The sequence below is a fragment of the Rhodococcus mengyinensis genome, from assembly GCF_048381435.1.
In the GTDB taxonomy this organism is placed as follows: domain Bacteria; phylum Actinomycetota; class Actinomycetes; order Mycobacteriales; family Mycobacteriaceae; genus Rhodococcus_F; species Rhodococcus_F opacus_D.
The window spans coordinates 1-20,714 of the sequence record NZ_JBLWIT010000097.1; the positions used below are offsets into that span (position 1 = coordinate 1).

The following is a 20,714-nucleotide window of genomic DNA, read 5'->3' on the forward strand; positions in this document are numbered from 1 at the left end:
AACGCCCGCCCGCAGCCCGTCCTGCGTGAATGGCTCACCCGCATCACCGAAGAACTCGCCAAACACGACGCCAACAACCCGGAGACACCGTCCGCGCCGTACGCGGTCAACCTGATCGTCCACAAGAGCAACGACCGCCTCGACGAGGACCTCGCGACCATCGTCGAGTTCGAGGTCCCGATCGTCATCACGTCCCTCGGCGCCCGCGCCGACGTCAACGAGGCCATCCACAGCTACGGCGGCATCGTCCTCCACGACGTCATCAACAACAAATTCGCGAAGAAGGCCGTGGAGAAGGGCGCCGACGGCCTCATCGCCGTCGCGGCCGGCGCGGGCGGACACGCGGGCACCCTGTCGCCGTTCGCGTTGATCCAGGAGATCCGCGAATGGTTCGACGGGCCGGTCCTGCTGTCGGGCTCCATCGCCCACGGCCGCTCGGTCCTCGCCGCGCAGGCCGCAGGCGCCGACCTCGCCTACGTCGGCTCCGCGTTCATCGCCACCGAAGAGGCCAACGCAGACCAGGGCTACAAGCAGATGATCGTCGACTCCACCGCGTCCGACATCGTCTACTCCAATCTGTTCACCGGGGTGCACGGCAACTATCTGCGCGGCAGCATCGAGGCCGCCGGACTCGACCCGAACAACCTCGCCCAGTCCGACCCGTCCGCCATGAACTTCGGTGTCGGCGAGGACGCGGACACCGCCGCGAAGACGGAAGCCAAGCCCTGGCGCGACATCTGGGGCGCAGGACAGGGCATCGGCGCTGTCGACGCCGTCGTCCCGGCAGCGGAGATCGTCGAACGCCTCACCCGCGAGTACGCCGAAGCGAGGGCCCGCCTGCTCTAGGCGCTTCGCGCCCGTGCGCCTTTTTGGTAACTGGGACAACCAAAAAGGCGCACGGGCGGCGGAGCCGCTATCGTGCCGCGATGTCGCGACCGATGATTTCCTTCATGATCTCGGTGGTGCCGCCGTAGATCGTCTGGATCCGGCTGTCGACGTATGCGCGGCCGATGGGGTACTCCATCATGTAGCCGTAGCCGCCGTGCAACTGGACGCAGCGGTCGACGACACGCTTCTGCAGTTCACTGGCCCACCACTTGCCCTTCGACGCGTCGACGGCGGTGAGTTCGTCTGCGTTCAAGGCGAGTACGCACCGGTCGATGTGCGATTCGGTCACCTCGATCTCGGTGAGCATCTCCGCCAGCGCGAACCGGGTGTTCTGCAGATCGCCGATCGGCTTGCCGAACGCCTTGCGCTCGAACACGTAGCCCCTCGTCCACTGGTAGGCGGCCTTCGCGGCGGCGATCGCGTTGACCGCGATCGAAATACGTTCGAGGGGCAGGTTTTCCATGAGGTGGACGAAGCCGCGACCCTCGGTGCCGAGCAGATTGGTGGCGGGTACCCGCACGTCCTCGAACACGAGCTCGGCCGTGTCCTGACCGGCCAGTCCGACCTTGTGCAGCTTGCGGCCACGGCTGAAACCGGGCATGCCCCGCTCCACGACGAGCAGGGAGAAGCCCTTGGAACCGGCGCTCGGGTCGGTGCGCGCGACGACGATGACGAGGTCGGAGTGAATGCCGTTGGTGATGAACGTCTTCTGACCGTTGATCACCCACTCGTCGCCGTCCCGCACCGCGGTGGTCTTCACGCCCTGCAGGTCGCTGCCGGCGCCGGGCTCGGTCATCGCGATGGCGCCGATCAGCTCGCCCGCGGCCATGCCGGGCAGCCACCGCTGCTTCTGCTCGTCCGTGCCGAGGTTCACGATGTACGGGATGGCGATGTCGTCCTGGAGGGACAGTCCCGAACCGAACGACGTCGTCGCGGTGCGGGCGATCTCCTCGGCGACGACGTACCGGAAGCGGTAGTCGGTGACGCCCGAGCCACCGAATTCCTCGGGCACACCGAGTCCGACGATCCCGGACTTGCCGGCCGCCAGCCACGCCGAGCGGTCGATGAGCCGCTCGGATTCCCACCGTTCGTAATTCGGCTCGATCTCGCGGGCGAGGAATTCGCGCACGGTCTCCCGGTACGCTTCGTGATCCTTCTCGAAAAGGGTGCGCTGCATGGTCTCTCCTTGTCGCCGGGACGAGCTCGTCCGGCTCGGTGGACCCGGCGCGATGTCAGTGGTCGGGTAGATACCCGACGGTGTGTAGAGCGATGTCGACGTAGCGGCCGGCGACCTGCTCGGGGGTCAGTGCTCCACCGAGCTGGAACCAGCGTGGAATGGACTGGCACATCCCGAGGAGGGCGCGCACGGTCTCGGGGACGTCCCCGCTGTGGAACACGTCGCGGGCGACGCCGTCGGCGACGAGGTCGATCATCATCAGTTCGAGCCGCTTGCGGGTCGCGGCGTAGCGGCTGCGGCTGTCGACCGAGACGTGCCGCAACTCGGTGTCGAGGGACACGTGCCGCACTCGGTACGTCATGTACAGGACGATCGCCTCGACGACGTTGGAGAATTGCGCCACCACGTCGTCGCCGGCCTCGCGGGCGGCTGCCTCGGCGCGGTCGTTCAGTTCGCGCATCTGCATTTCGAACAGGGCCACGAGAACGGCTTCCTTGCTCTCGTGGTGGTAGTACAGGGCCGGAACGGTCACCCCGACACGACGGGCGATCTGCCGCACCGTCGTGCCGTGGTAACCGTTCTCGTTGAACAGATCCAATGCCTGCTCGAGGATGGGCGTCAGCGGCAGGGCCTCGAACGTCCGCCAGTCGGTGTACACCGGCTCCGTCACCGTCGGCCCGTCCTCGCGCAGAGTCACAGGTCGCCGATCAGCGCGGTGCCATGCGGATGGCGCCGTCGAGACGGATGGTCTCGCCGTTGAGCATCGGGTTGCTGACGATGTGCGCGGCGAGCGCGCCGTACTCGGACGGGTCGCCGAGACGCGAGGGGTGCGGGACCTGACCGCCGAGCGACTGCTGCGCAGCCTCCGGCAGGGAGCCGAGCAGCGGCGTCTTGAACAGGCCGGGAGCGATCGTGTTGACGCGAATCAGCAGCGACGCCAGGTCGCGAGCGATCGGCAGGGTCATGCCGACGACGCCGCCCTTGGACGCGGAGTACGCGGCCTGACCGATCTGGCCCTCGTATGCGGCTACGGAGGCGGTGTTGATGATGACGCCGCGCTCGCCGTCGATCGGCTCGTTCTTCGAGATGCGCTCGGCGGCAAGACGGATCACGTTGAACGTGCCGATCAGGTTGACGGTGACGATTTTGGTGAAGTCGGCCAGCGGGAACGCGCCGTTCTTGCTCACGGTCTTGATGGCGTTGCCGATGCCGGCGCAGTTCACGGCGACACGCAGCGGTCCGAGCGACTCCGCGACATCGAGTGCGGCGGACACGTCGGCCTCGCTGGTGACGTCGCCAGCGGCGAAGCGCACGCGGTCGCCGAGTTCCTTGGCGACGGTCTCACCGTTGGACGAGGGCAGGTCGATGATGACGACGCTGGCGCCGTCGGCGAGCAGGGCCTTGGTGGTGGCCAGGCCGAGGCCCGAGGCACCGCCGGTGACGAGTGCGACGCTGTCATTGACGATCATGTCTATACCTTTCGGAGGCAGGGTTTTCGGGGAAGTGGGTCAGATGCGTTCGATGATGGTGGCGTTGGCCATGCCCGCGCCCTCGCACATGGTCTGCAGGCCGTAGCGTCCGCCGGTGGCCTCGAGGTTGTTGACCAGGGTGCTCAGCAGGCGGGTGCCCGAAGAGCCGAGTGCGTGCCCGAGCGCGATGGCGCCGCCCCACGGGTTGAGCTTGGCCGGGTCGGCCCCGAATTCGTGCGCCCACGCCAGCGGCACCGGCGCGAACGCCTCGTTGACCTCGTAGGCGTCGATGTCGTCGATGCTCAGCCCCGACTTCGCGAGGATCTTCTTCGTCGCCGGGATCGGCGCGGTGAGCATGAAGACCGGATCGTCACCGGCAACGGCGAACGAGTGGAACCGGGCCCGCGGGGTCAGCCCCAGCTTCGACGCCATCTCCTCGCTCATGATCAGCGCCGCGGACGCGCCGTCGGTCAGCGGCGACGAGTTGCCCGGGGTGATGTGCCACTGCGCCTCGGGGAACCGGGCCGCGTACTTCTCGGAGTAGAACGACGACTTCAGCCCGGACAGTCCCTCGGCGGTGGTGGAGGCGCGCACGGTCTCGTCGGCGGTGTGGGTCACCGTCTCACCGGCGGCGTTGGTGACCGAGATCGGGACGATCTCCTTGTCGAACAGGCCCTTCGACAGGGCGTCGGCGGCACGCTGATGCGACTGCGCTGAGAACGCGTCGAGGGTGTCGCGGTCGAACTTCCACTTGGCGGCGATCAGTTCGGCGGAGATGCCCTGGTTGACGAGTCCCTCGGGGTAGCGGGCGGCGATGCCCGGGCCGGACGCGTCCTGACCGATGGTCGTCGTGCCCATCGGAACACGGGACATCGACTCCACACCGCAGGCGATCACGATGTCGTAGGCGCCGGCGATCACGCCCTGCGCGGCGAAGTGCGCCGCCTGCTGGCTCGAGCCGCACTGGCGGTCGACGGTGGTGGCCGGAACCGAATCCGGGAATCCGGCCGACAGCACCGCTGTCCGGGAGATGTTGAGGGCCTGCTCGCCGGCCTGCCCGACGCAGCCGCCGATGACATCGTCGACCTGTGCGGGGTCGATGCCGTTGCGTTCGACGATGCTGCGGAGCACGTGCGCCAGCAGTTCGACCGGGTGCGTGCCGGACAGCGCACCACCCGGCTTGCCCTTGCCGGAGGCGAGGCGGACGACGTCCACGATGACAGCGTTGGTCATGATGTTCCCTTTCGAGGAGGAGAAAGTGTGTGCGGCTGCGCCGCCCGTGAGTACTTATTAACCGCCCGCGGTTAATAAGTACTCACGGGTCAGCGGCCCTGCCAGACCGGCTGGCGCTTCTCGGCGAACGCCGTCGGGCCTTCCTTGGCGTCGGCGCTGGTGAAGATGGTGGCGATAGCGGCGTTGTTCGCCTCCCACGCCCCGTCGCCCCAGTCGGGTTCGGTTGCGGTGCGGTGGATCATGGCCTTCGATTCGCGCACCGACAGCGGTGCGTTGGCGGCGATCTGCTCGGCGAGTTCGAGCGCGACGTCGAGGGCGGTGCCTGCCGGGGCGACACGGTTGACCAGGCCCAGTTCCTTGCCCTGCGCCGCGGTGATCGGCTCGCCGGTGAGTGCGATTTCCAGCGCGACCTTCTTCGGGATCTGCTGCTGCAGGCGGATCACGCCGCCGGCGGCGGCGAACAGTCCGCGCTTGACCTCGGGAAGCCCGAGGGCCGCTTCTTCATCGACGACCGCGAGGTCACTGGCGAGGACCAGTTCGGTGCCGCCGCCGAGGGCGAAGCCGTTGACCGCGGCGATGGTCGGCTTGCTGATCCAGTGTTGCGCGTATCCGGCGAAGCCCCATTCGGGGTGCCCCTCCGCAGCGATGTTCCCGCCCGTGGAGAGGGCCTTGAGATCGGCGCCGGCGCAGAACGCGCGGCCGGCCCCGGTCACGACGACCACCCGCACCTCGGGGTCGTTCTCGGCCTGCTCGAGCAGATTGCCCACTGCGGTCGACAACGCGCCGTTCACCGCATTGAGCGCCTTGGGGCGGTTCAGCGTGATGATGCCGATGCCTCCGCGCCGCTCCCACAGTGCGGCTGCCTCCGTCGTCTCCGTCTGTTCTGGCACGTCTCGTCCTCCGCCTCGGCATGATTACTGATCGCTCGTTAAAGTTAGTACCACGGCGTCACCTGCAGGGTCAATGGTCGAATTTATCTAGCGCCCGTTCAGTTGCGTCTGGTATGGATAGTCAGGGACCGACGGAGGAGATCACCACGTGTATGCCCAGCAATTGACCACCGCTTCCGGCCCCGCCGGAGTCCAGCTCGTCGAGATCGACGAACCCGACGGCACCGGCCGCGTCGTCGTGGATCTGCACGCCGCCGGAGTGTCGTTTCCCGACCTTCTGCAGACCACGGGCAGCTACCAGCTCGTCCGGGAACTGCCGTTCGTGCTCGGTGTCGAGGGCGCGGGCGTGGTCCGCAGCGCACCCACGGACAGCGGCATCCGTGCCGGGCAGCGGGTGGCCGTCCTCGCGTCGGACGGATCGTGGCAGCAGACCATTGCGGTGGAGCCGGACTCGGTGTTCCCGCTGCCCGATTCGGTGTCGCTCGAGGCCGGGGCGGGCTTCCTGATGAACTACCTCACCGTGCACTTCGCCCTCGACGAGCGCGCCCGCTACCGCGCCGGTGAGACCGTGCTGGTGCACGGCGCCGCAGGCGGTGTCGGGGTCGCCGCACTGCAGGTCGCGGCCGCGCTGGGACTCGAGACGATCGCCGTGGTCAGCACCGAGGAGAAGGCCGGCATCGCAAAGGCCAACCGCGCCGATCACGTCGTCCTCGTGGACGGCTGGAAGGACCGGGTCCGCGACCTCACCGCAGGCCGCGGAGTCGACATCATCCTCGACCCGGTCGGCGGCGACCGTTTCACCGACAGCCTGCGCAGCCTCGCGCCCAACGGGCGGCTGGTGGTCCTCGGCTTCACCGGCGGCGAGATCCCCACCGTCAAGGTCAATCGCCTTCTCCTGCGTAACATCTCCGTTCTCGGGGCCGGCTGGGGCGAGTACGTGCGGACCAACCCCGGCTATACGGGCAGGCAGTGGGCGACCCTGGGCCCGCTCCTCGAATCGGGGGCGCTGCAGATCGCCGAACCCACCACCTACTCGTTCGAACACGCCGGCGACGCACTGCGGACGCTCGAAACCCGTTCCGCCACCGGCAAGATCGCCCTCTCTGTCCACCCTTCCTGACAAGGATCCCCATGAGCTCCGACATTCCCGGCGTGGACACGACCGTCGACGACGGCGTCCTCCGCGTCACCCTCGACCGTCCCGCCCGCATGAACGCCGTGACCACCGAAACCCTCGATGCCGTCGCCGACGCATTCGACAAGTACGCGGGCGACGCGAAGGTGCGGGCTGCCGTCCTCACCGGCGCCGGTCGTGCGTTCTGCACGGGTGCGGACCTGGGTGGCGAGAACGTCTCCGGCCCGCCGTCGTCCGCGACGATCGACGCCGCGAACCGCACGGCGGCCACGATTCGCGCGTTCCCCCGGCCCGTGATCGGTGCGGTCAACGGTCCCGCCGCCGGCGTCGGGGTGTCCCTCGCCCTGGCCTGCGACCTCACGGTCGCCACCGCGTCGAGCTATTTCCTGCTGGCGTTCGCGAAGGTCGGCCTGATGCCGGACGGTGGTGCCACCGCACTGGTCGCCGCGTCGGTCGGTCGCGCCCGCGCGCTGAAGATGGCTCTCCTGGCCGAACGACTTCCCGCACCTGAGGCTCTCGCGGCCGGGTTGATCGCCGACGTGTACCCCGACGACGAGTTCGCCGCGACCGTCGACGCCCTCGCGCGACGTCTCGCCGACGGACCGTCGGAGGCGTTCCACTTCACCAAGGACGCGGTCAACGACGCCACCCTCTTCGAACTCGACAACGCGTTCGCCCGTGAGCGCACGGGTCAGCTCGATCTCCTCGCCGCCCCCGACTTCCGGGAAGGCGTCGCGGCGTTCCTGGAGAAGCGTCCGGCAGTGTTCGGCCGCGGCTGACGGCATCACGATGACAGCGACGTCGGACGCTCAGCCCTTCGCCTCCCGGCGCACGCACTGGGCGAATCATGTTGCCCGGCATGCGTTCGCGAAACCCGATGCGGTGGCGCTCCGGTTCCGGGGCACGTCGACCACCTGGCGGGAACTCGAGGACCGCAGTGCGCGGACCGCGGCGGTCCTGGCCGCCCATGGTGTCGGCCGCGGTGACCGCGTCGTGCTGCTGCTGACCAATCGCCCCGAGTTCCTCGAGGTGATGCTGGCGGCGACTCGCCTGGGTGCGATCGCGGTGCCGGTGAACTTCCGGCTCAGCCCCGGCGAGGTGCGGTTCATCGTCGCCGACAGCGACGCCACCGTCGTGGTCGTGGAGGATTCGCTCACCGGGCTCGCCGCGGAGGTCGACGACAGCGTGCCGGTTCTCGTGGTCGGCGACGCCCCCGACGACGTCTCGCTCGAGACGCAGTTGCGCGCAGCCGATCCCGACGTCCCGATCGCGGACGTGGCGGAAGGCTCCCCCGCCGCCATCATGTACACGTCCGGCACCACCGGTCGTCCGAAGGGCGCGGTGCTGTCGCACCTCAATCTGCAGGCGCAGGCACTGACCCTGATCCGGGGATGGCGACTGTTCGACACCGAGTCCGAGGTCAACCTGGTCTCGTCCCCGCTGTTCCACATCGCCGCCCTCGGCAGCGTCGGGCCGTTCCTGCTGATCGGCGCCACCATCGTGATCCACCCGACCGGTGCGTTCGATGCGACCGAACTACTCGACGCGCTCGAGCGTGAGCGGGTGACCAGCGTGTTCATGGTGCCCACCCAGTGGCAGGCCATCCTCGACGACGCCGGCCCCGAGGGTCGGGACCTCGCCCTGCGGGTGCTGGGCTGGGGAGCCGCGCCGGCCACCCCGACACTCCTCGACCGCCTGTACGCCGCCTTCCCGGACGCCGCGATCGTCGCGTTCTTCGGGCAGACCGAGATGTCGCCGGTGACGTGCATGCTCGACGGCAAGGACGCCGTGCGCAAGATCGGGTCGGTCGGGAAACCGATCGACACCGTGGCGATGCGCGTGGTCGACGAAGCGATGAACGATGTGGCGCAGGGCGAGATCGGTGAGATCGTCTACCGCGGCCCGGGACTCATGGAGGGGTACTGGCGGAACCCCGCGGCCACCGCGGACGCGTTCGACGGCGGCTGGTTCCACTCCGGCGACCTCGTGCGGGTGGACTCGGACGGGTTCGTGTACGTGGTAGACCGCAAGAAGGACATGATCATCTCGGGTGGGGAGAACATCTACTGCGCCGAGGTCGAGAATGCCCTGGCCGCCCACCCGGACATCATGGATGTCGCGGTGATCGGGCGGGCCGACGAGCGGTGGGGTGAGGTTCCCGTCGCGGTCGTCGTCCCGCGGGCCGGGGCGGCGCTCGAGGTCGACGCCCTCGCGGACTGGCTCGACGGCCGGGTCGCCCGCTACAAGCGGCCCAAATTCGTCGAGGTCCTCCCCCAACTGCCCAGCAACGCCAGCGGGAAGGTCGTCAAAGGTGTTCTGCGGGAACAGTTCGGCACGGTCAGCGGCTAGCCGGGGGACGGAGGTGGCGGACGAGGAAGTCGGTCTCGTCCACGACCACCCGCTCGAAGAGCTCGCCGAAGTAAGGGTCGAAATGACCGCCCGGGTACACGTGCACCTCGGCGCCCGGGGTCTTGGCCGCGGCCTTCTGCGCGCTGCGGGTGAACGTGACTACGTCGTGGTCCGCGATGGCGAAGAAGACGGGGCAGGCGATCTTCGCGACCGTTTTCGTCGGCCGGTACAGCGCTGCCTGCAACGCCACCCGCCCCGGTGTCTCGTTGCGCCATGTCGAACCGGGCGGATCCATCCCGTGATATCCCGCCTCCGCGTCGGGTGTGGTCATGGCCGCGAACGAGCCCGGCTGCCCGACGACGGGAAACATGTACGGCGGCCGGTGCCGCAGCTGGGCGTACCGGTCCCGCAGGTAGGCGACCGCCATGCGGCCGAGGCCGACCACACCCAGTCGCGGAAGGTTCGTCAGACCGTCGACGTACGGAACCTGCGACACGACCGCGGCCACCCGCCGGTCCCGCGCTGCCGCCGTCAGGACGAGTCCGCCGGACAGTGACGTTCCCCATAGCGCGACCCGGCTGGGGTCGATGTCCGGGCGGCTGCGCACGAACGCGACGGCGCTGTCCCAGTCGTCGAGTTGGCTGTCGATGTCGAGCAGTTGGCGGGGTTCGCCCTCGCTGGCGCCGAAGTAGCGGTAGTCGAACACCAGCGCCGTGACTCCCGCGGCCGCGAACCGTTCCGCGAACGCGTCGAGTCTCTGTTCGCGTACCCCGCTCCAGCCGTGCGCGAGCACCACACAGGGTGCTGCCGTGTGGGTTTCGGAATGGCGCCGGTACAGCCAGGCCGCGCAGCGCTGTCCCCGCGAGGAGAACCACACGTCCTCACGGCGGACGTCAGGGCACGACCGACCAGCTTCGACGGGTGACGGCCGAGGATTCATGGGAGGCGCCTCCGAGAGGTGTGGACATGGTCCAGTCTCGGGCCCTGCGCGCGGCGGCGACAGCCACCCTAGGGTGAAGAATCGGCACCCCAGGGTGGAAAATCAGCTCTCGAGTGCGACTTTCATGCGCTCGAGGGTCTGCCGCATCCCATCCTGCATCAGCTGGTCGCGGTTGCTGCCCAGCACCTTCGACTTCTGCACCAGCCGCACCCACCATACGGGCGTCGCGTAGATCTCCCGGGTCTCGGTGACGAGTGTGCCCGCGCCGGAGGGTTCGAGATGATACGTCCAGCGCGCCTTCGGCTCGTCCGCCTCGAAGGAGAACTTCTGGCCCGGAACGATATCCACGACGGTGCAGTGCGTCTTCCACCGAACCGGGCCGTGCCGGTTGGCGCCGACGAACCGCGCGCCCACCGTCACCGGGGTGCCGGACTTCCAACGGGCCCCAGTGTTCTCGGGGCTGAACCGGCCCATGCCCTCCACGTCGGTCACCACGTCCCACACGATCGCGGGCGGAACCTCGATCACGATGCTCGCAGTGTCCACGGCTACCGGCCCGGGATCCACTGCAGCGCCTTCACGAAAGGCGGCATGATCTTGGCCCACACCTTCGGCGACAGTCCGCGCGGACCGCCGAGGTTGAGGATGCGGGTGGTGGCGATGGTCTGCGGTTCGGTGTACTTGAGGAGCCCGTCGTCGCCGTGGCGGCGACCGACACCGGACACTCCCATGCCGCCCATCGGCGCACCGGTGCTGCCCCATGCCGGGGCGTAACCCTCGTCGACGTTGACGGTTCCGGCGTGGATCCGTGCGGCGATGGCCTCGCCCTCCGCCTTGGTTCCCGCCCACACGCTGGCGTTCAGGCCGTATTCGGTGTCGTTGGCGCGTTCGATCGCCTCGTCCACATCGGCGACGGGGTAGATCGAGACCAGCGGTCCGAACGTCTCGTCGCGGTAGCACTCGGCGTCCTCGGGAACGCCGGTCAGGACGGTCGGCTCGTAGAACAGGGGGCCGAGGTCGGGGCGCGCCTTACCGCCGGCGACCACGGTGGCGCCCTTGACGACGGCGTCGTCGACGTGGCTGGACACGGCCTTGACCTGCGCCTCGGAGACGAGACTGCCCATTTCGATGCCGAAGTCGTAGCCGGCGCCGAGCTTCATGTTGCGGACGCGTTCCCCGAACAACCGGGTGAACTCGGGTGCGATGGACTCCTCGACGTAGATCCGCTCGATCGAGATGCACAGCTGCCCGGAGTTGGAGTAGCAGGCGCGGACGGCGGCGTCGGTGACCTCACGGAGGTTCGCGCCTGCGGTGACGATCATCGGGTTCTTGCCGCCGAGTTCGGCGGAGAAGCCGATGAGACGGCGACCGGCCTGCTCGGCGAGGAGCTGACCCGTGGCCGAGGACCCGGTGAACATCAGGTACTCGGTGTTCTCGACGAGGGCGGTGCCGACCACCGAGCCCGGTCCGGGGACGACGGCGAACAGGTCGCGCGGCAGCCCGGCCTGGTACAGCAGGTCGACGCAGGCCAGCGCGCAGTACGGGGTCTGGCTGTCGGGCTTGAGGACGACGGCGTTGCCGGCGAGGAGCGCGGCGACCGCGTCGGACACCGCGAGGGTCATGGGGTAGTTCCACGGCGAGATGACGCCGACGACGCCCTTCGGCTGGTACCGCACGACCGTCTTGGTGAGGCCGGGCAGCATGCCCGAGATGCGCCGGGGACGCAGCAGCTTGGGGGCGACGCGCGCGTAGTGGCGGGCGGTCATCGAGATGTCGAGGACCTCCTCCTGCGCGGCGGCGCGGGACTTGCCCGTCTCCGCCTGAGCCATGTCCATCAGGGCGTCGCGGTTCTCGAGCACCAGGTCGCGGTACCGGTGGAAGATCGCGGCGCGTTCCGTGACGGGACGCTTGGCCCATTCCTTCTGTGCCACCCGGGCGCGTGCGATCGCGTCCTTGGCGTCCTGAGCGGTACCGACCGGGACGGTGGCCAGTTCCTTACCCGTGAACGCCTCGACGACGGACCGCGTCGGGCGATCCGCCGCATCCGGGATGGCGATGAGGTCGGCGAGCCGCGCGAACGTGGCGGCGGACGGAACAGGCATTTCGTACCCCTACTGGTTAGTAGTTTTTGCGGTTACACATAACTTACCTGCTTGGTGCGCCAAGTCACAGGGGCGGATGGACTAGTGCCGGTCTTCGAGCCCGACAGCCTCCCGCAACTTCTCCTCCGCCTTCTTCAGCTCGGGGTTGTCCTGGGCGGAGGAATCGAGCAGGGCGGCGAGCGCCTCGGCGATGACGTTCAGTTTCTCCTGCAGAGCCTCGGTGGCACGGCGGCTGGCATTCTCGAGCAGCACCACGAGGAGCAGCGTGAAGACGGCACCGGCGGTGTGGATGGCGATCTGCCACTCGTGAAGGTCCTTCCAGAGCGGAATGCTGACGACCCACAGCGCGACCACTCCTGCGCAGATCCCGAAGAACGGCGCCTGGCTGACCCGGAGTTCGATCTGCTCCACGAACCTGTCGAACGCCGAACGCTGATCGGTGGGCTGCTGACGTGCGGCCTTCGCGTTGCGCACCATCTTCGGAGTCTAGGCTCAGCTGCCACTCCCGATATGCCCGTTTCACCCGAGTCGCCGCGATGACGGTGTCGAGGGAGACGACTCAGCCGCCGTCGCAGTGGAGCGCCATCCGGGCCGCGCTCGGCGCGGTCCGCCGAGTACCAAGCCCCGTTCCGCCGAGTGCGGGGGTCCGGCCGCCATCGCGCTGCCGATCCGACCTCGCCCAGGGCAGGCGGCCTCCGCGCCCGAGATGGACGCGTTCACCTCCATTAGCGATCCGATTATCGTGGCGGTTCGTCGGCACCGTCCTCGCTAGCTTCCTGCTGTCGATGGCGATCGCGGGGCTCATGACCGGCGCCCCGTGGATCGGCTTGTTCATGCTCGTCCTCGGCGGGGAGTGCCTCTACTGGGCTTCCTGCGTCCGAAGGTGCTCGATGCGCTAATCGTCGCATCGAGAATCTCCAGATGGCTGCTCGGGCGGACGCAGAACATGCCCCGATCATGAGTGGTCACCCCGAGTTCCGAGACTGGCGCTGGGACTGCCTCGACGCGGCTGGATCGGCGGGTTGTCGGTCGCGGCGATTCTCGTCGCCTGCGTGATCCTCAGCGGGACGACCTAGCCGATACGGACAGGGGCACCAGTTGCCGAGACTCCGAGAACGCGAGGACCACCCGCGTCGATCGGACCGCTGGTTCTGACGCCACCACCTCCGCTCCTCGAGCGCCCGCACCGACCTCCGCGCCCGCAGGTGTTCCCGAAAGATCCTCTGCTGCAGCACTGTCGATCTCCACAGTCGCCACGAGCAACAGAGTACTACTAGGGGTCAGAACCGGTAAAAACTGTCGTCTGAACACGGACCTACGGCCGCGGCGCCGAGTCCAAACCATCTCTCCACACGCGAGTGGTTTGATGGTTCGGACCATCGTCGCTACCGGGAGTACACCACATGCCGAAGCTCGCACTCGACAAGGAATGCCTCCGCGAATACGGACGCCTCGACAAGCAGGTCCAGGACAGGATCACCGACACCCTCGCAAAGTTCGAGGCGGCCACCCACACTGGCGTCCATATGGAGAAGATCGGCGACGCACGCAATCCGCGATTCCGATCCATCCGGATCGACCAGTTCTACCGCGGCATCGTCCTCGCACCCGAAACCGGTGACTCCTACACCCTCCTCACGGTGAAGCCCCACGACGACGCGTACATGTGGGCGCGTCGCCGGGACGTGTCGGTCAACCGTGCGACGGGCGGCATCGAAGTACGCGACGTGGTCACGATCGACGAGGCACTGCCTGAGCTGGCGAAGGCTGCCAAATCGTCGACCACGTTGCTGTTCGAGCACGTCAACGATGCCGACCTCACCCGTCTGGGTATCGACGAAACGATCCTAGTACTCGCGCGTACCCTCACCGACGCGTCGCAGTTGAGCGCCCTCAAGCCGGTCCTGCCCGAAACCCAGTGGGATGCACTGACCGGACTTGCCTCCGGCCTCACCCCCGAGCAGGTGTGGTCCGAGTTGGGTGCCCGCATCGTGGACGAACCATACGACCCCGAAGACCTCGACGCCGCTGTCGCCCGCAGCAGCGATCGCATCGTCCTCGTCGACGGCCCCGACGATCTGATGGCAATCTTCGCGCACCCGTTCGCGTTCTGGCGCATCTACCTGCACCCGACGCAGCAGTCGGTCGTCGACGCGACTTTCCGGGGGCCCGCTCGTGTCACCGGCGGACCCGGCACCGGGAAGACAGTCGTCGCGCTCCATCGGGCGCACCGCCTGGCACACCGATCCACCGGTCCGGTGCTCGTCACGACGTTTACCTCAACGTTGACCGATTCGCTCAGCGCCGGGATCAAACTGCTCGCGAGCTCTCCGGAAGCACTCGACCGAATCGACGTGCAGAATGTCGATAAACTCGCCAACCAGACCTTCCGCGAGGCGCACGGCACGCCGAAGATGCTCACCGAAGACGACGAGAAGGCGATATGGTCATCGATCGTCGATCGCCTCGAACTGCCGTTCTCGGAGGTGTTTCTCGCGGCAGAGTGGCGCAACGTGGCACTCTCACAAAGCATCTCGACTGTCGACGAGTACCTGTCCGCGAAGCGGACCGGCCGCGGGCGGCGGCTCGGCGCAAACCAGAAGGCGCAGGTGTGGCAGACTATCTGTGAGTTCGAATCTCTCCTCTCCGTCCGCGGGCAGTGGACCCACGAAACGATATGCCGCGAAGCCGCTCGACTGCTCACAACCCGCACCGAGAAGCCGTACCGACACATCGTGGTCGACGAAGCGCAGGACCTGAGCCCCGAGCAGTGGCGCCTTATCCGCGCCGCCGTCGCCGACGACACCGACAGTTTGTTCATCGCCGGCGACACCCATCAGCGGATCTACGACAGCAAGGTCAGCCTGCGCGAGGTCGGCATCAACATCACCGGGCGGTCGAGCCGGCTGAACCTCAACTACCGCACCACCGCCGAAATCCTCGGCTGGAGTCTGCAATTGCTGCGTGGGGAGCGGGTCGACGACATGGACGGCCGGCTCGACTCCATCGCCGGCTGCCGGTCCGAGGTCCACGGCGCACCGCCGGCGACCACGCAGTTCGACACGCAGGACGAGGAGATCGGCTACGTCGCGGACACCGTGCAGCTGTGGATCGACGGCGGTGTAGACCCCGGCGAGATAGGCATCGCGACCCGCGCGAAATGGCTGGGCACCAAGGTGCAGGACGAACTGTTCAGACGGGGCGTGCCCGTGCGATCGCTGGCGAAGTCGAAGACCGCAACCGAATCCGTCTCCGTCGGCACCATGCATGCGATGAAGGGACTCGAGTTCCGGTGCATGGCCGTCGTTGGTGTCGGCGCGAAGCAGGTGCCGGCCGGCCCCGCGATCACCCCCGCCGAGGAGGACCTGCAGACCCACGAGCAGGACATTCAACGCGAACGATGCCTGCTGTTCGTGGCATGCACCCGCGCGCGCGAGGACCTGCTCATCACCTGGAGTGGGCCGGCAAGCCCGTTCCTCGTCCCGCTGATCTGATCGGTAGTCGGGTCAATTCAGCTACAAGGGTGAATTTCCGATCGGGCTCGGTAGCCGAGCTTGATCGGTGAATCGCCTCACCGCTGGTTAGGCCTCATAGCTATCGCACCGTCGAAGTAGCCTGGCAGCGTCCCTGTCGGATCCCCCAGCAGCATCGCCCGGTCCAGGAAGCCGTTCAGGTTCTCGCAGCTCGTTTCCGGAAGCAGTACGCACGCATGGCAGGCCGCCATGTTCACACTGCCGGAGCCACTCGCCTCCGCCTCCATGCACAGTGGGTCGTTCGAGCACCATTCGGCGCGTGCAAGGGCGGACCGCAGCGTGTGCGCGAGTTTGTCCGGCTCGCCCTGAGCCACAATTCCACCGAGGCTACCTGCCGAATCGCTGGTCGCCGTGTAGATCAGCATTCCTGCCATCTCACCGTCGACATAGAGTCGCTCGCGCAGCGCCGAAGCCGGATAGCCGGCATCCAGGCTCCACTCGGTGATCAGCGCATGAGCGAGGGTGTGGAGCAGCAGAAGCCGAGGGGTCACATGTGACTCCACCGTCTTGCCGTCCTTCACCTTGCGGGTGGCCCCTCGCTCGCGTAGGAGCGCATTGTGATTCGCCCGAACCCGCTCACTGCGAGCTCGGACCGCAAGATCCGACTCCCATGCTGCGAGCCGGTCGGCATCGAGCCTGAGGAACACGCCTTCGCCGCTGACCTCCATCGCTGGCAACCACTCCGGATCGTCCTTGGTACTAATCTCCGCGTGCCGCTGCTCCGGGTCTGCCTCCGTCGGCGCTTCGCCCCGGACGAACGATGACAGCACCCGCACCTCACGCAGACGCTTGACGAGCATGCTGTCCCGTATCCCCAGGTCCCGAATCGGAGTCGGGTCACCTTCCGGCGCCTCACAGACGAACGGCTGGTACTCGGCGACATGCACCTCGGGCCGCCCGCGGACGAGTGCCTCATACTCGTCCTGACGAAGCCTGGAACTCGCCTTGACGACCGGCACTTCACCGTCTCCTTGATCGGGATCAGATTCCTCGATCGCGATGACGACCTCGATGACATCCTCGACGGTCGCCTTCAGTTTGGCCAGCACGCTGGCGCGATCCTTGAAGTAGAAGCGGATGTAGTCCTCGTTCGCTCCGAACAGTTTGTGCTGCTCGACGAGCGCATACACTCCCTCGCCCCACGGCGGGATCGACAGTGCACTGTTCATGATCGGGTGCCACGCAGACGAGGAACCGCGCTGCATGGCTCGGGGCGGCTGGTCACACAGCTGGGATGCTGCCCCCTTGAGCCACGGCCGCCGCCCGCCGCATCGAATACCGAGATCCTTCAGGGCTTTCGAACGGAACGCGCCCTCCATCGACGCGTTGGGCACGCCGCAGGTGCATCTCACGACCACGGACCGCAGCGAGGCGGTACTGCCATCTGTGTCGAGCGACAGAGTGCCTCCGCACCTCCCACTCTCCCTCTCAACACCGCGGTGGACCCATTTCCAGTATGGGAAGTCCTCGATGTGGCCGTGATCGCACGCAATGACGAAGCGCGAGGGGACGAGATCCTCCGAACACTCGTCGCACCGTGCCTTTCCCTTGGCCGAGTTGAACTTGAAGAACGGCTGAAGCGCCTTGCATTCTGGGCACGAATAGAACTCCGGGAAGCGATGCACAACCACCCCACCGGTTCCGCGGTCTGGGTCTGGGGCGGGCGGTAGCCGAAACGACGAGACGCCTAGGATCTGGGCGAGCCGGCGCTCGTACACCACCGGGGCCTCGTCGATTTTCCAGGAGTCGATACCCGAGACGATGAACGACTCGTTGTCGATCGCGATCATTGCGCCCACCCCGTAGGTGGTGACGAGTTGCGCGCGCCGCACAGCGCCAGGCTTGCGCGGAATCGGCTGAGAGGGCGCTCCCGCACCGCGCCGTCGACGGGGATTATTCGGAGGTGTCATCGCAGGGCTCCCTACCGGTTGTTTTCCAAGAACAGCGTCGATTCCGCGTCGACATCGCGCAGGCTCCACAGGGTTCCCCACCCGGTGGCGTCGTCGGATTCGTCGTCGAACCCAACCATCAATGCAGCCCCACTAGATCCACGCTTCTTCTCGTAGCAGAGATCCGGATGCTCATTCGCCTCACTGAGCCACCAATCGATGAATTCCTCGCAGTGGCTCGCCGTGGCAGCCCGCTCGCGCACGTCGATCTGGCCGACGCGGTCGAGGATGGCGGGCACGATCTGCGCCCGGACGTCGTCGACGAAGTCGATGATCCGCGCGGCGGCCTCGTTGTCGGAGGCGCTCGGGATCATCAGGCGCGTCAACGCAACAATCACCGCGTGCAGTCCTCGATCCCGCGCCCGCGCCGAGAACGGTGTGACACTGGTCGACTCGACCTCGCGGTACAGAGCCGAGTGGAAGCTGGGGAACTTCTCGTAGTGCGAACGGTCCCGCGAGCGTGCCGAGTTGAACATGACCGCAACGAGACCCGGATGCCGGCGCCCGACGCGGCTGGTCGCCTGGATGTACTCGGCCGTGGTCTGCGGCTGCCCCATCACCGCCATCAGTCCCAACCGATCGATGTCGACGCCCACCGAGATCATGTTCGTCGCCAGCAGTACGTCGAGGACATCCTCGTCCGGAAGTGCGATGTCGAGCTTCTTCAGGTGACTCGGAATCTGGCTGGAATCGGCGCGGCTGCTGAGTTCGATGAGCGCGGTGGCCGACCGGGCCCCGGACTCGTTGCTCTTCCCAAGCAGTTCGAGTCGATCCTGCACATCGTCGAGAACCTGCAGCTCGGCCGCAGAGAGTAGTCGGAGGCTGTTGAAGTAGCCGACCAAGGTCCAGTATGCATCCAGGACTGCTGGGTCCGCCGATTCGCCGGCGGCCTGAGCCGAGTTGATCAGCGCCGCGTAGGTACGGACGAGCAGGGTTGCCTGACTTCCACTCGGGGTGAACAGTCCGACATACCTACGCGAGGCCTTGTCCTCCCGGGGCGTCTCGACGGCGAACCACGAATCACGGGAGTCGACGCCCGCGGGCGGGAACTGGGCAACCTTGCGGTCGAACAGCGCACCCACCTGATCCGACGCTCGGCGGATCGTTGCGGTGGACGCAATCACCTTCGGCTGCTTCGCCAAGAGGTCGATTGCTGTTTCGTACAGGCCTGTCAATGTGCCCAGCGGCCCCGAGATCAGGTGCAATTCGTCCTGGACAATAAGCTCCGGCGGGACGGCCTCGAGGTCCAGGTTGAACAGCGATCCAGTCTCGGGACGCCACGGCATCGACGCGAACTTGTCGACGGTCGCGATGATCAGCGTGGGATGCGCGTCGTACACGGCTTCATCGACCAGATGGGCCGGGATGCCGTTGCCACCATGGAAATCACAGTGCTGGTTCGGGCAATGGATGAGCATTCTGCACTGCTCGATCTGCACCGCGTAGTTGCCAGCGTCAAGGCGGTCACCGCACCACGGGCAGCTCTTCAGCTGCACGGGATTCTTGCGCTGCAACGACTTCTGCGGGTTCTTGCGCAGTTCGTCGAGTTCGACCTCGGCGTCGGCGAGCCGGTTCGGGGTAGCCGACTGCCCGACCCACATTCCGATGGAGATGGGCGTGTCGCCCAGTCCGTCACGCAAAACTCGCAGGCGCTCCATGGCGCAGATCAACACAGTCGCACGCTCGAACTGCTGCAGAGTCAGGAGCCGGAGTGTGTAGCGCATGAGCACCGTAACGCCGGCGCCGTCCTCGCCGTCCCGGAGCCGTCGGAGGAACACGGTGAACGCGATCAACCCCAGGTATGCCTCGGTCTTGCCACCTCCGGTCGGGAACCACAGCAGGTCCGCGATTTCGCGGTCCTCGTGCTCGGGGTCGACGATCCCTTCGAGGCACAGCAGCACGAACGCGATCTGGAATGGCCGCCACCGGCCGCTGGCCGCGTCTACCACGCCGACACGACCACCCTTGATCCATGCGCTCCGGCCGCGCTGCAGGGCCATTGCCTCGTTCGCCAGCTGGAACGCTTCGAAGATCTGGGGCCTGCCGGAATCCGCGAGTAGCTCGACTCCGCGCCGCATACGAGCGAGCGATTCACCGCAGAGCCGAACCTGCTCGTTCGCTACCTTCGCGTAGTCACCACCGGCGAGTTCCGCGGCATCGCCACCACGTGCGGCGATCCATTCCTCGTAGCCGTCGAGCAGCTGTGTCAGCGCCGCGACGACCTCGTCGCGGCTGCCGCTGCCGAGGCCCGCCATTCCTAGGGCACGGTCGTCGATCTCGGGATTCGAGTCGGTCAGTAGAACTTCGTGCGTCGGCATGAAATCAGTGCGGATCGACTGCACCGCGGCTCGACCAGACAGTGCCGTCCGCAGTGCCGGCGGCTGCCACTCCCACGCAACCGAGCATCCGTGACCCACCGCGAACGACGGCGCGTGTCGGTGCAGCAGCCTGCTGAGCGCCTGTTCGTCGTCCACCGCGCTGGCGCCGGCCGCACGTTCGACGAACGCGGCGGTCCCATTCGGCCCCTCGACGACGATCTCGGGCTGGAAGAAACAGGAGGCATCCTGCAGGTCGAACTCGCCTGTGCGGAAGGTGTTCACGATCGTGACGGTGACCGTCACGACACCTTCACGATCGTGGCGGCGGACGAGCGTCCGCAACTCGAGTCCTGGACACAACGCGACCGGCGCCTGCATGCCCGGAACTGTCAGCTCGATCGGTACCGGATCACACTCGAAGGGCGTCCTCCGCCACCGCTCGCGCTGCTGCTCCGTGCTACGGGCTTCGCTGCGCTTGGGCTCGATGGGTCGGCCTTCCTCGTCCTCGGGCGCGTACCGGGCGGCACTCACCGTGACGTAGACGGTTGTCGCGATATCGGACGCCACCCCGAAGGTAAGGCCCATCGACGACGGCTTGCGGAGATTCGTCAGTGCGACTCCGAGGTCGGTCGCCCCCTGCTCACCGTCGTCACGGCTCACGACATCGGGGGGCGTGTCGCCGCCGTCGGCTTCCCACTCGGCCGCTGCTTCAACGGCACTAGGAGAGTCAC

General features: G+C 67.1%; 16 protein-coding genes. 5 read left to right on the forward strand and 11 right to left on the reverse strand.

Translation table 11 applies throughout. The features are described from left to right. Positions 1-846 (forward strand): NAD(P)H-dependent flavin oxidoreductase (locus tag ACNJ7E_RS18650; protein ID WP_418340673.1); only part of this gene is annotated, 846 nt, incomplete at its 5' end. Positions 847-913: 67 nt separating this feature from the next. On the opposite strand, the gene ACNJ7E_RS18655 is transcribed toward ACNJ7E_RS18650, so the two are convergent. The 5 genes from ACNJ7E_RS18655 to ACNJ7E_RS18675 all read right to left on the reverse strand — a co-directional run bounded on the left by ACNJ7E_RS18655 (position 914) and on the right by ACNJ7E_RS18675 (position 5,657). Then, entirely contained in the window at positions 914-2,065 is a 1,152-nt protein-coding gene (locus ACNJ7E_RS18655; RefSeq protein WP_418340674.1) for an acyl-CoA dehydrogenase family protein, read from the reverse strand. 55 nt (positions 2,066-2,120) lie between these two features. Further along, positions 2,121-2,762, reverse strand: a complete 642-nt coding sequence (locus tag ACNJ7E_RS18660; protein ID WP_418340675.1) for a TetR/AcrR family transcriptional regulator — start codon at positions 2,760-2,762, stop codon at positions 2,121-2,123. A gap of 10 nt (positions 2,763-2,772) precedes the next feature. Next, a complete protein-coding gene (locus ACNJ7E_RS18665; RefSeq protein ID WP_005264856.1) occupies positions 2,773-3,534 on the reverse strand; it encodes a 3-hydroxyacyl-CoA dehydrogenase in 762 nt (253 codons plus the stop codon). Positions 3,535-3,573: 39 nt separating this feature from the next. Continuing rightward, positions 3,574-4,767, reverse strand: coding sequence for a thiolase family protein (locus ACNJ7E_RS18670; RefSeq protein WP_061042174.1), 1,194 nt, complete (start codon positions 4,765-4,767; stop codon positions 3,574-3,576). 89 nt (positions 4,768-4,856) lie between these two features. After that, on the reverse strand, positions 4,857-5,657 hold the full coding sequence (locus ACNJ7E_RS18675; protein ID WP_283332567.1) for a crotonase/enoyl-CoA hydratase family protein: 801 nt from the start codon (positions 5,655-5,657) through the stop codon (positions 4,857-4,859). A 148-nt stretch (positions 5,658-5,805) separates the two neighbouring features. Here ACNJ7E_RS18675 and ACNJ7E_RS18680 point away from each other — a divergent pair, with 148 nt between their 5' ends. The 3 genes from ACNJ7E_RS18680 to ACNJ7E_RS18690 are packed head-to-tail and all read left to right on the forward strand — an operon-like array spanning position 5,806 to position 9,141. Continuing rightward, complete coding sequence (locus ACNJ7E_RS18680; protein ID WP_280785185.1) at positions 5,806-6,777, forward strand: NADPH:quinone oxidoreductase family protein; 972 nt, start codon at positions 5,806-5,808, stop codon at positions 6,775-6,777. An 11-nt stretch (positions 6,778-6,788) separates the two neighbouring features. Continuing rightward, on the forward strand, positions 6,789-7,571 hold the full coding sequence (locus ACNJ7E_RS18685; protein WP_418340676.1) for an enoyl-CoA hydratase: 783 nt from the start codon (positions 6,789-6,791) through the stop codon (positions 7,569-7,571). A gap of 10 nt (positions 7,572-7,581) precedes the next feature. After that, complete coding sequence (locus tag ACNJ7E_RS18690; protein WP_418340677.1) at positions 7,582-9,141, forward strand: long-chain-fatty-acid--CoA ligase; 1,560 nt, start codon at positions 7,582-7,584, stop codon at positions 9,139-9,141. Here ACNJ7E_RS18690 and ACNJ7E_RS18695 read toward each other — a convergent pair. The 4 genes from ACNJ7E_RS18695 to ACNJ7E_RS18710 form a co-directional block, all read right to left on the reverse strand. Beyond that, positions 9,131-10,081: an alpha/beta hydrolase gene (locus ACNJ7E_RS18695; RefSeq protein WP_418340678.1), complete on the reverse strand. Its 951-nt coding sequence runs from the start codon at positions 10,079-10,081 to the stop codon at positions 9,131-9,133. The genes ACNJ7E_RS18690 and ACNJ7E_RS18695 overlap by 11 nt on opposite strands. 102 nt (positions 10,082-10,183) lie before the next feature. Then, entirely contained in the window at positions 10,184-10,627 is a 444-nt protein-coding gene (locus ACNJ7E_RS18700; protein WP_418340682.1) for an SRPBCC family protein, read from the reverse strand. 2 nt (positions 10,628-10,629) lie between these two features. After that, positions 10,630-12,183 carry a succinic semialdehyde dehydrogenase gene (locus ACNJ7E_RS18705; protein WP_280785190.1) on the reverse strand — a complete coding sequence of 518 codons (1,554 nt, stop codon included), beginning with the start codon at positions 12,181-12,183 and terminating at the stop codon, positions 10,630-10,632. 81 nt (positions 12,184-12,264) lie between these two features. Further along, entirely contained in the window at positions 12,265-12,660 is a 396-nt protein-coding gene (locus ACNJ7E_RS18710; RefSeq protein ID WP_005248960.1) for a low affinity iron permease family protein, read from the reverse strand. Positions 12,661-13,586: 926 nt separating this feature from the next. Here ACNJ7E_RS18710 and ACNJ7E_RS18715 point away from each other — a divergent pair. After that, on the forward strand, positions 13,587-15,677 hold the full coding sequence (locus ACNJ7E_RS18715) for a UvrD-helicase domain-containing protein (RefSeq protein WP_283353871.1): 2,091 nt from the start codon (positions 13,587-13,589) through the stop codon (positions 15,675-15,677). A gap of 77 nt (positions 15,678-15,754) precedes the next feature. On the opposite strand, the gene drmB is transcribed toward ACNJ7E_RS18715, so the two are convergent. Both drmB and ACNJ7E_RS18725 read right to left on the reverse strand, forming a co-directional pair. Next, on the reverse strand, positions 15,755-17,626 hold the full coding sequence (drmB, locus tag ACNJ7E_RS18720; RefSeq protein ID WP_283353870.1) for a DUF1998 domain-containing protein: 1,872 nt from the start codon (positions 17,624-17,626) through the stop codon (positions 15,755-15,757). Between the two features lie 11 nt (positions 17,627-17,637). Continuing rightward, positions 17,638-20,643: a helicase-related protein gene (locus ACNJ7E_RS18725; RefSeq protein WP_418340679.1), complete on the reverse strand. Its 3,006-nt coding sequence runs from the start codon at positions 20,641-20,643 to the stop codon at positions 17,638-17,640. Positions 20,644-20,714: the final 71 nt, after the last annotated feature.

Bases quoted from the DNA above. Each gene is read 5' to 3' on its own strand.
- drmB (WP_283353870.1), bottom strand. From the start codon at position 17,626: ATGACACCTCCGAATAATCCCCGTCGACGGCGCGGTGCGGGAGCGCCC.
- ACNJ7E_RS18710 (WP_005248960.1), bottom strand. From the start codon at position 12,660: ATGGTGCGCAACGCGAAGGCCGCACGTCAGCAGCCCACCGATCAGCGT.
- ACNJ7E_RS18715 (WP_283353871.1), top strand. From the start codon at position 13,587: ATGCCGAAGCTCGCACTCGACAAGGAATGCCTCCGCGAATACGGACGC.
- ACNJ7E_RS18655 (WP_418340674.1), bottom strand. From the start codon at position 2,065: ATGCAGCGCACCCTTTTCGAGAAGGATCACGAAGCGTACCGGGAGACC.
- ACNJ7E_RS18705 (WP_280785190.1), bottom strand. From the start codon at position 12,183: ATGCCTGTTCCGTCCGCCGCCACGTTCGCGCGGCTCGCCGACCTCATC.
- ACNJ7E_RS18690 (WP_418340677.1), top strand. From the start codon at position 7,582: ATGACAGCGACGTCGGACGCTCAGCCCTTCGCCTCCCGGCGCACGCAC.
- ACNJ7E_RS18670 (WP_061042174.1), bottom strand. From the start codon at position 4,767: ATGACCAACGCTGTCATCGTGGACGTCGTCCGCCTCGCCTCCGGCAAG.
- ACNJ7E_RS18695 (WP_418340678.1), bottom strand. From the start codon at position 10,081: ATGAATCCTCGGCCGTCACCCGTCGAAGCTGGTCGGTCGTGCCCTGAC.
- ACNJ7E_RS18685 (WP_418340676.1), top strand. From the start codon at position 6,789: ATGAGCTCCGACATTCCCGGCGTGGACACGACCGTCGACGACGGCGTC.
- ACNJ7E_RS18665 (WP_005264856.1), bottom strand. From the start codon at position 3,534: ATGATCGTCAATGACAGCGTCGCACTCGTCACCGGCGGTGCCTCGGGC.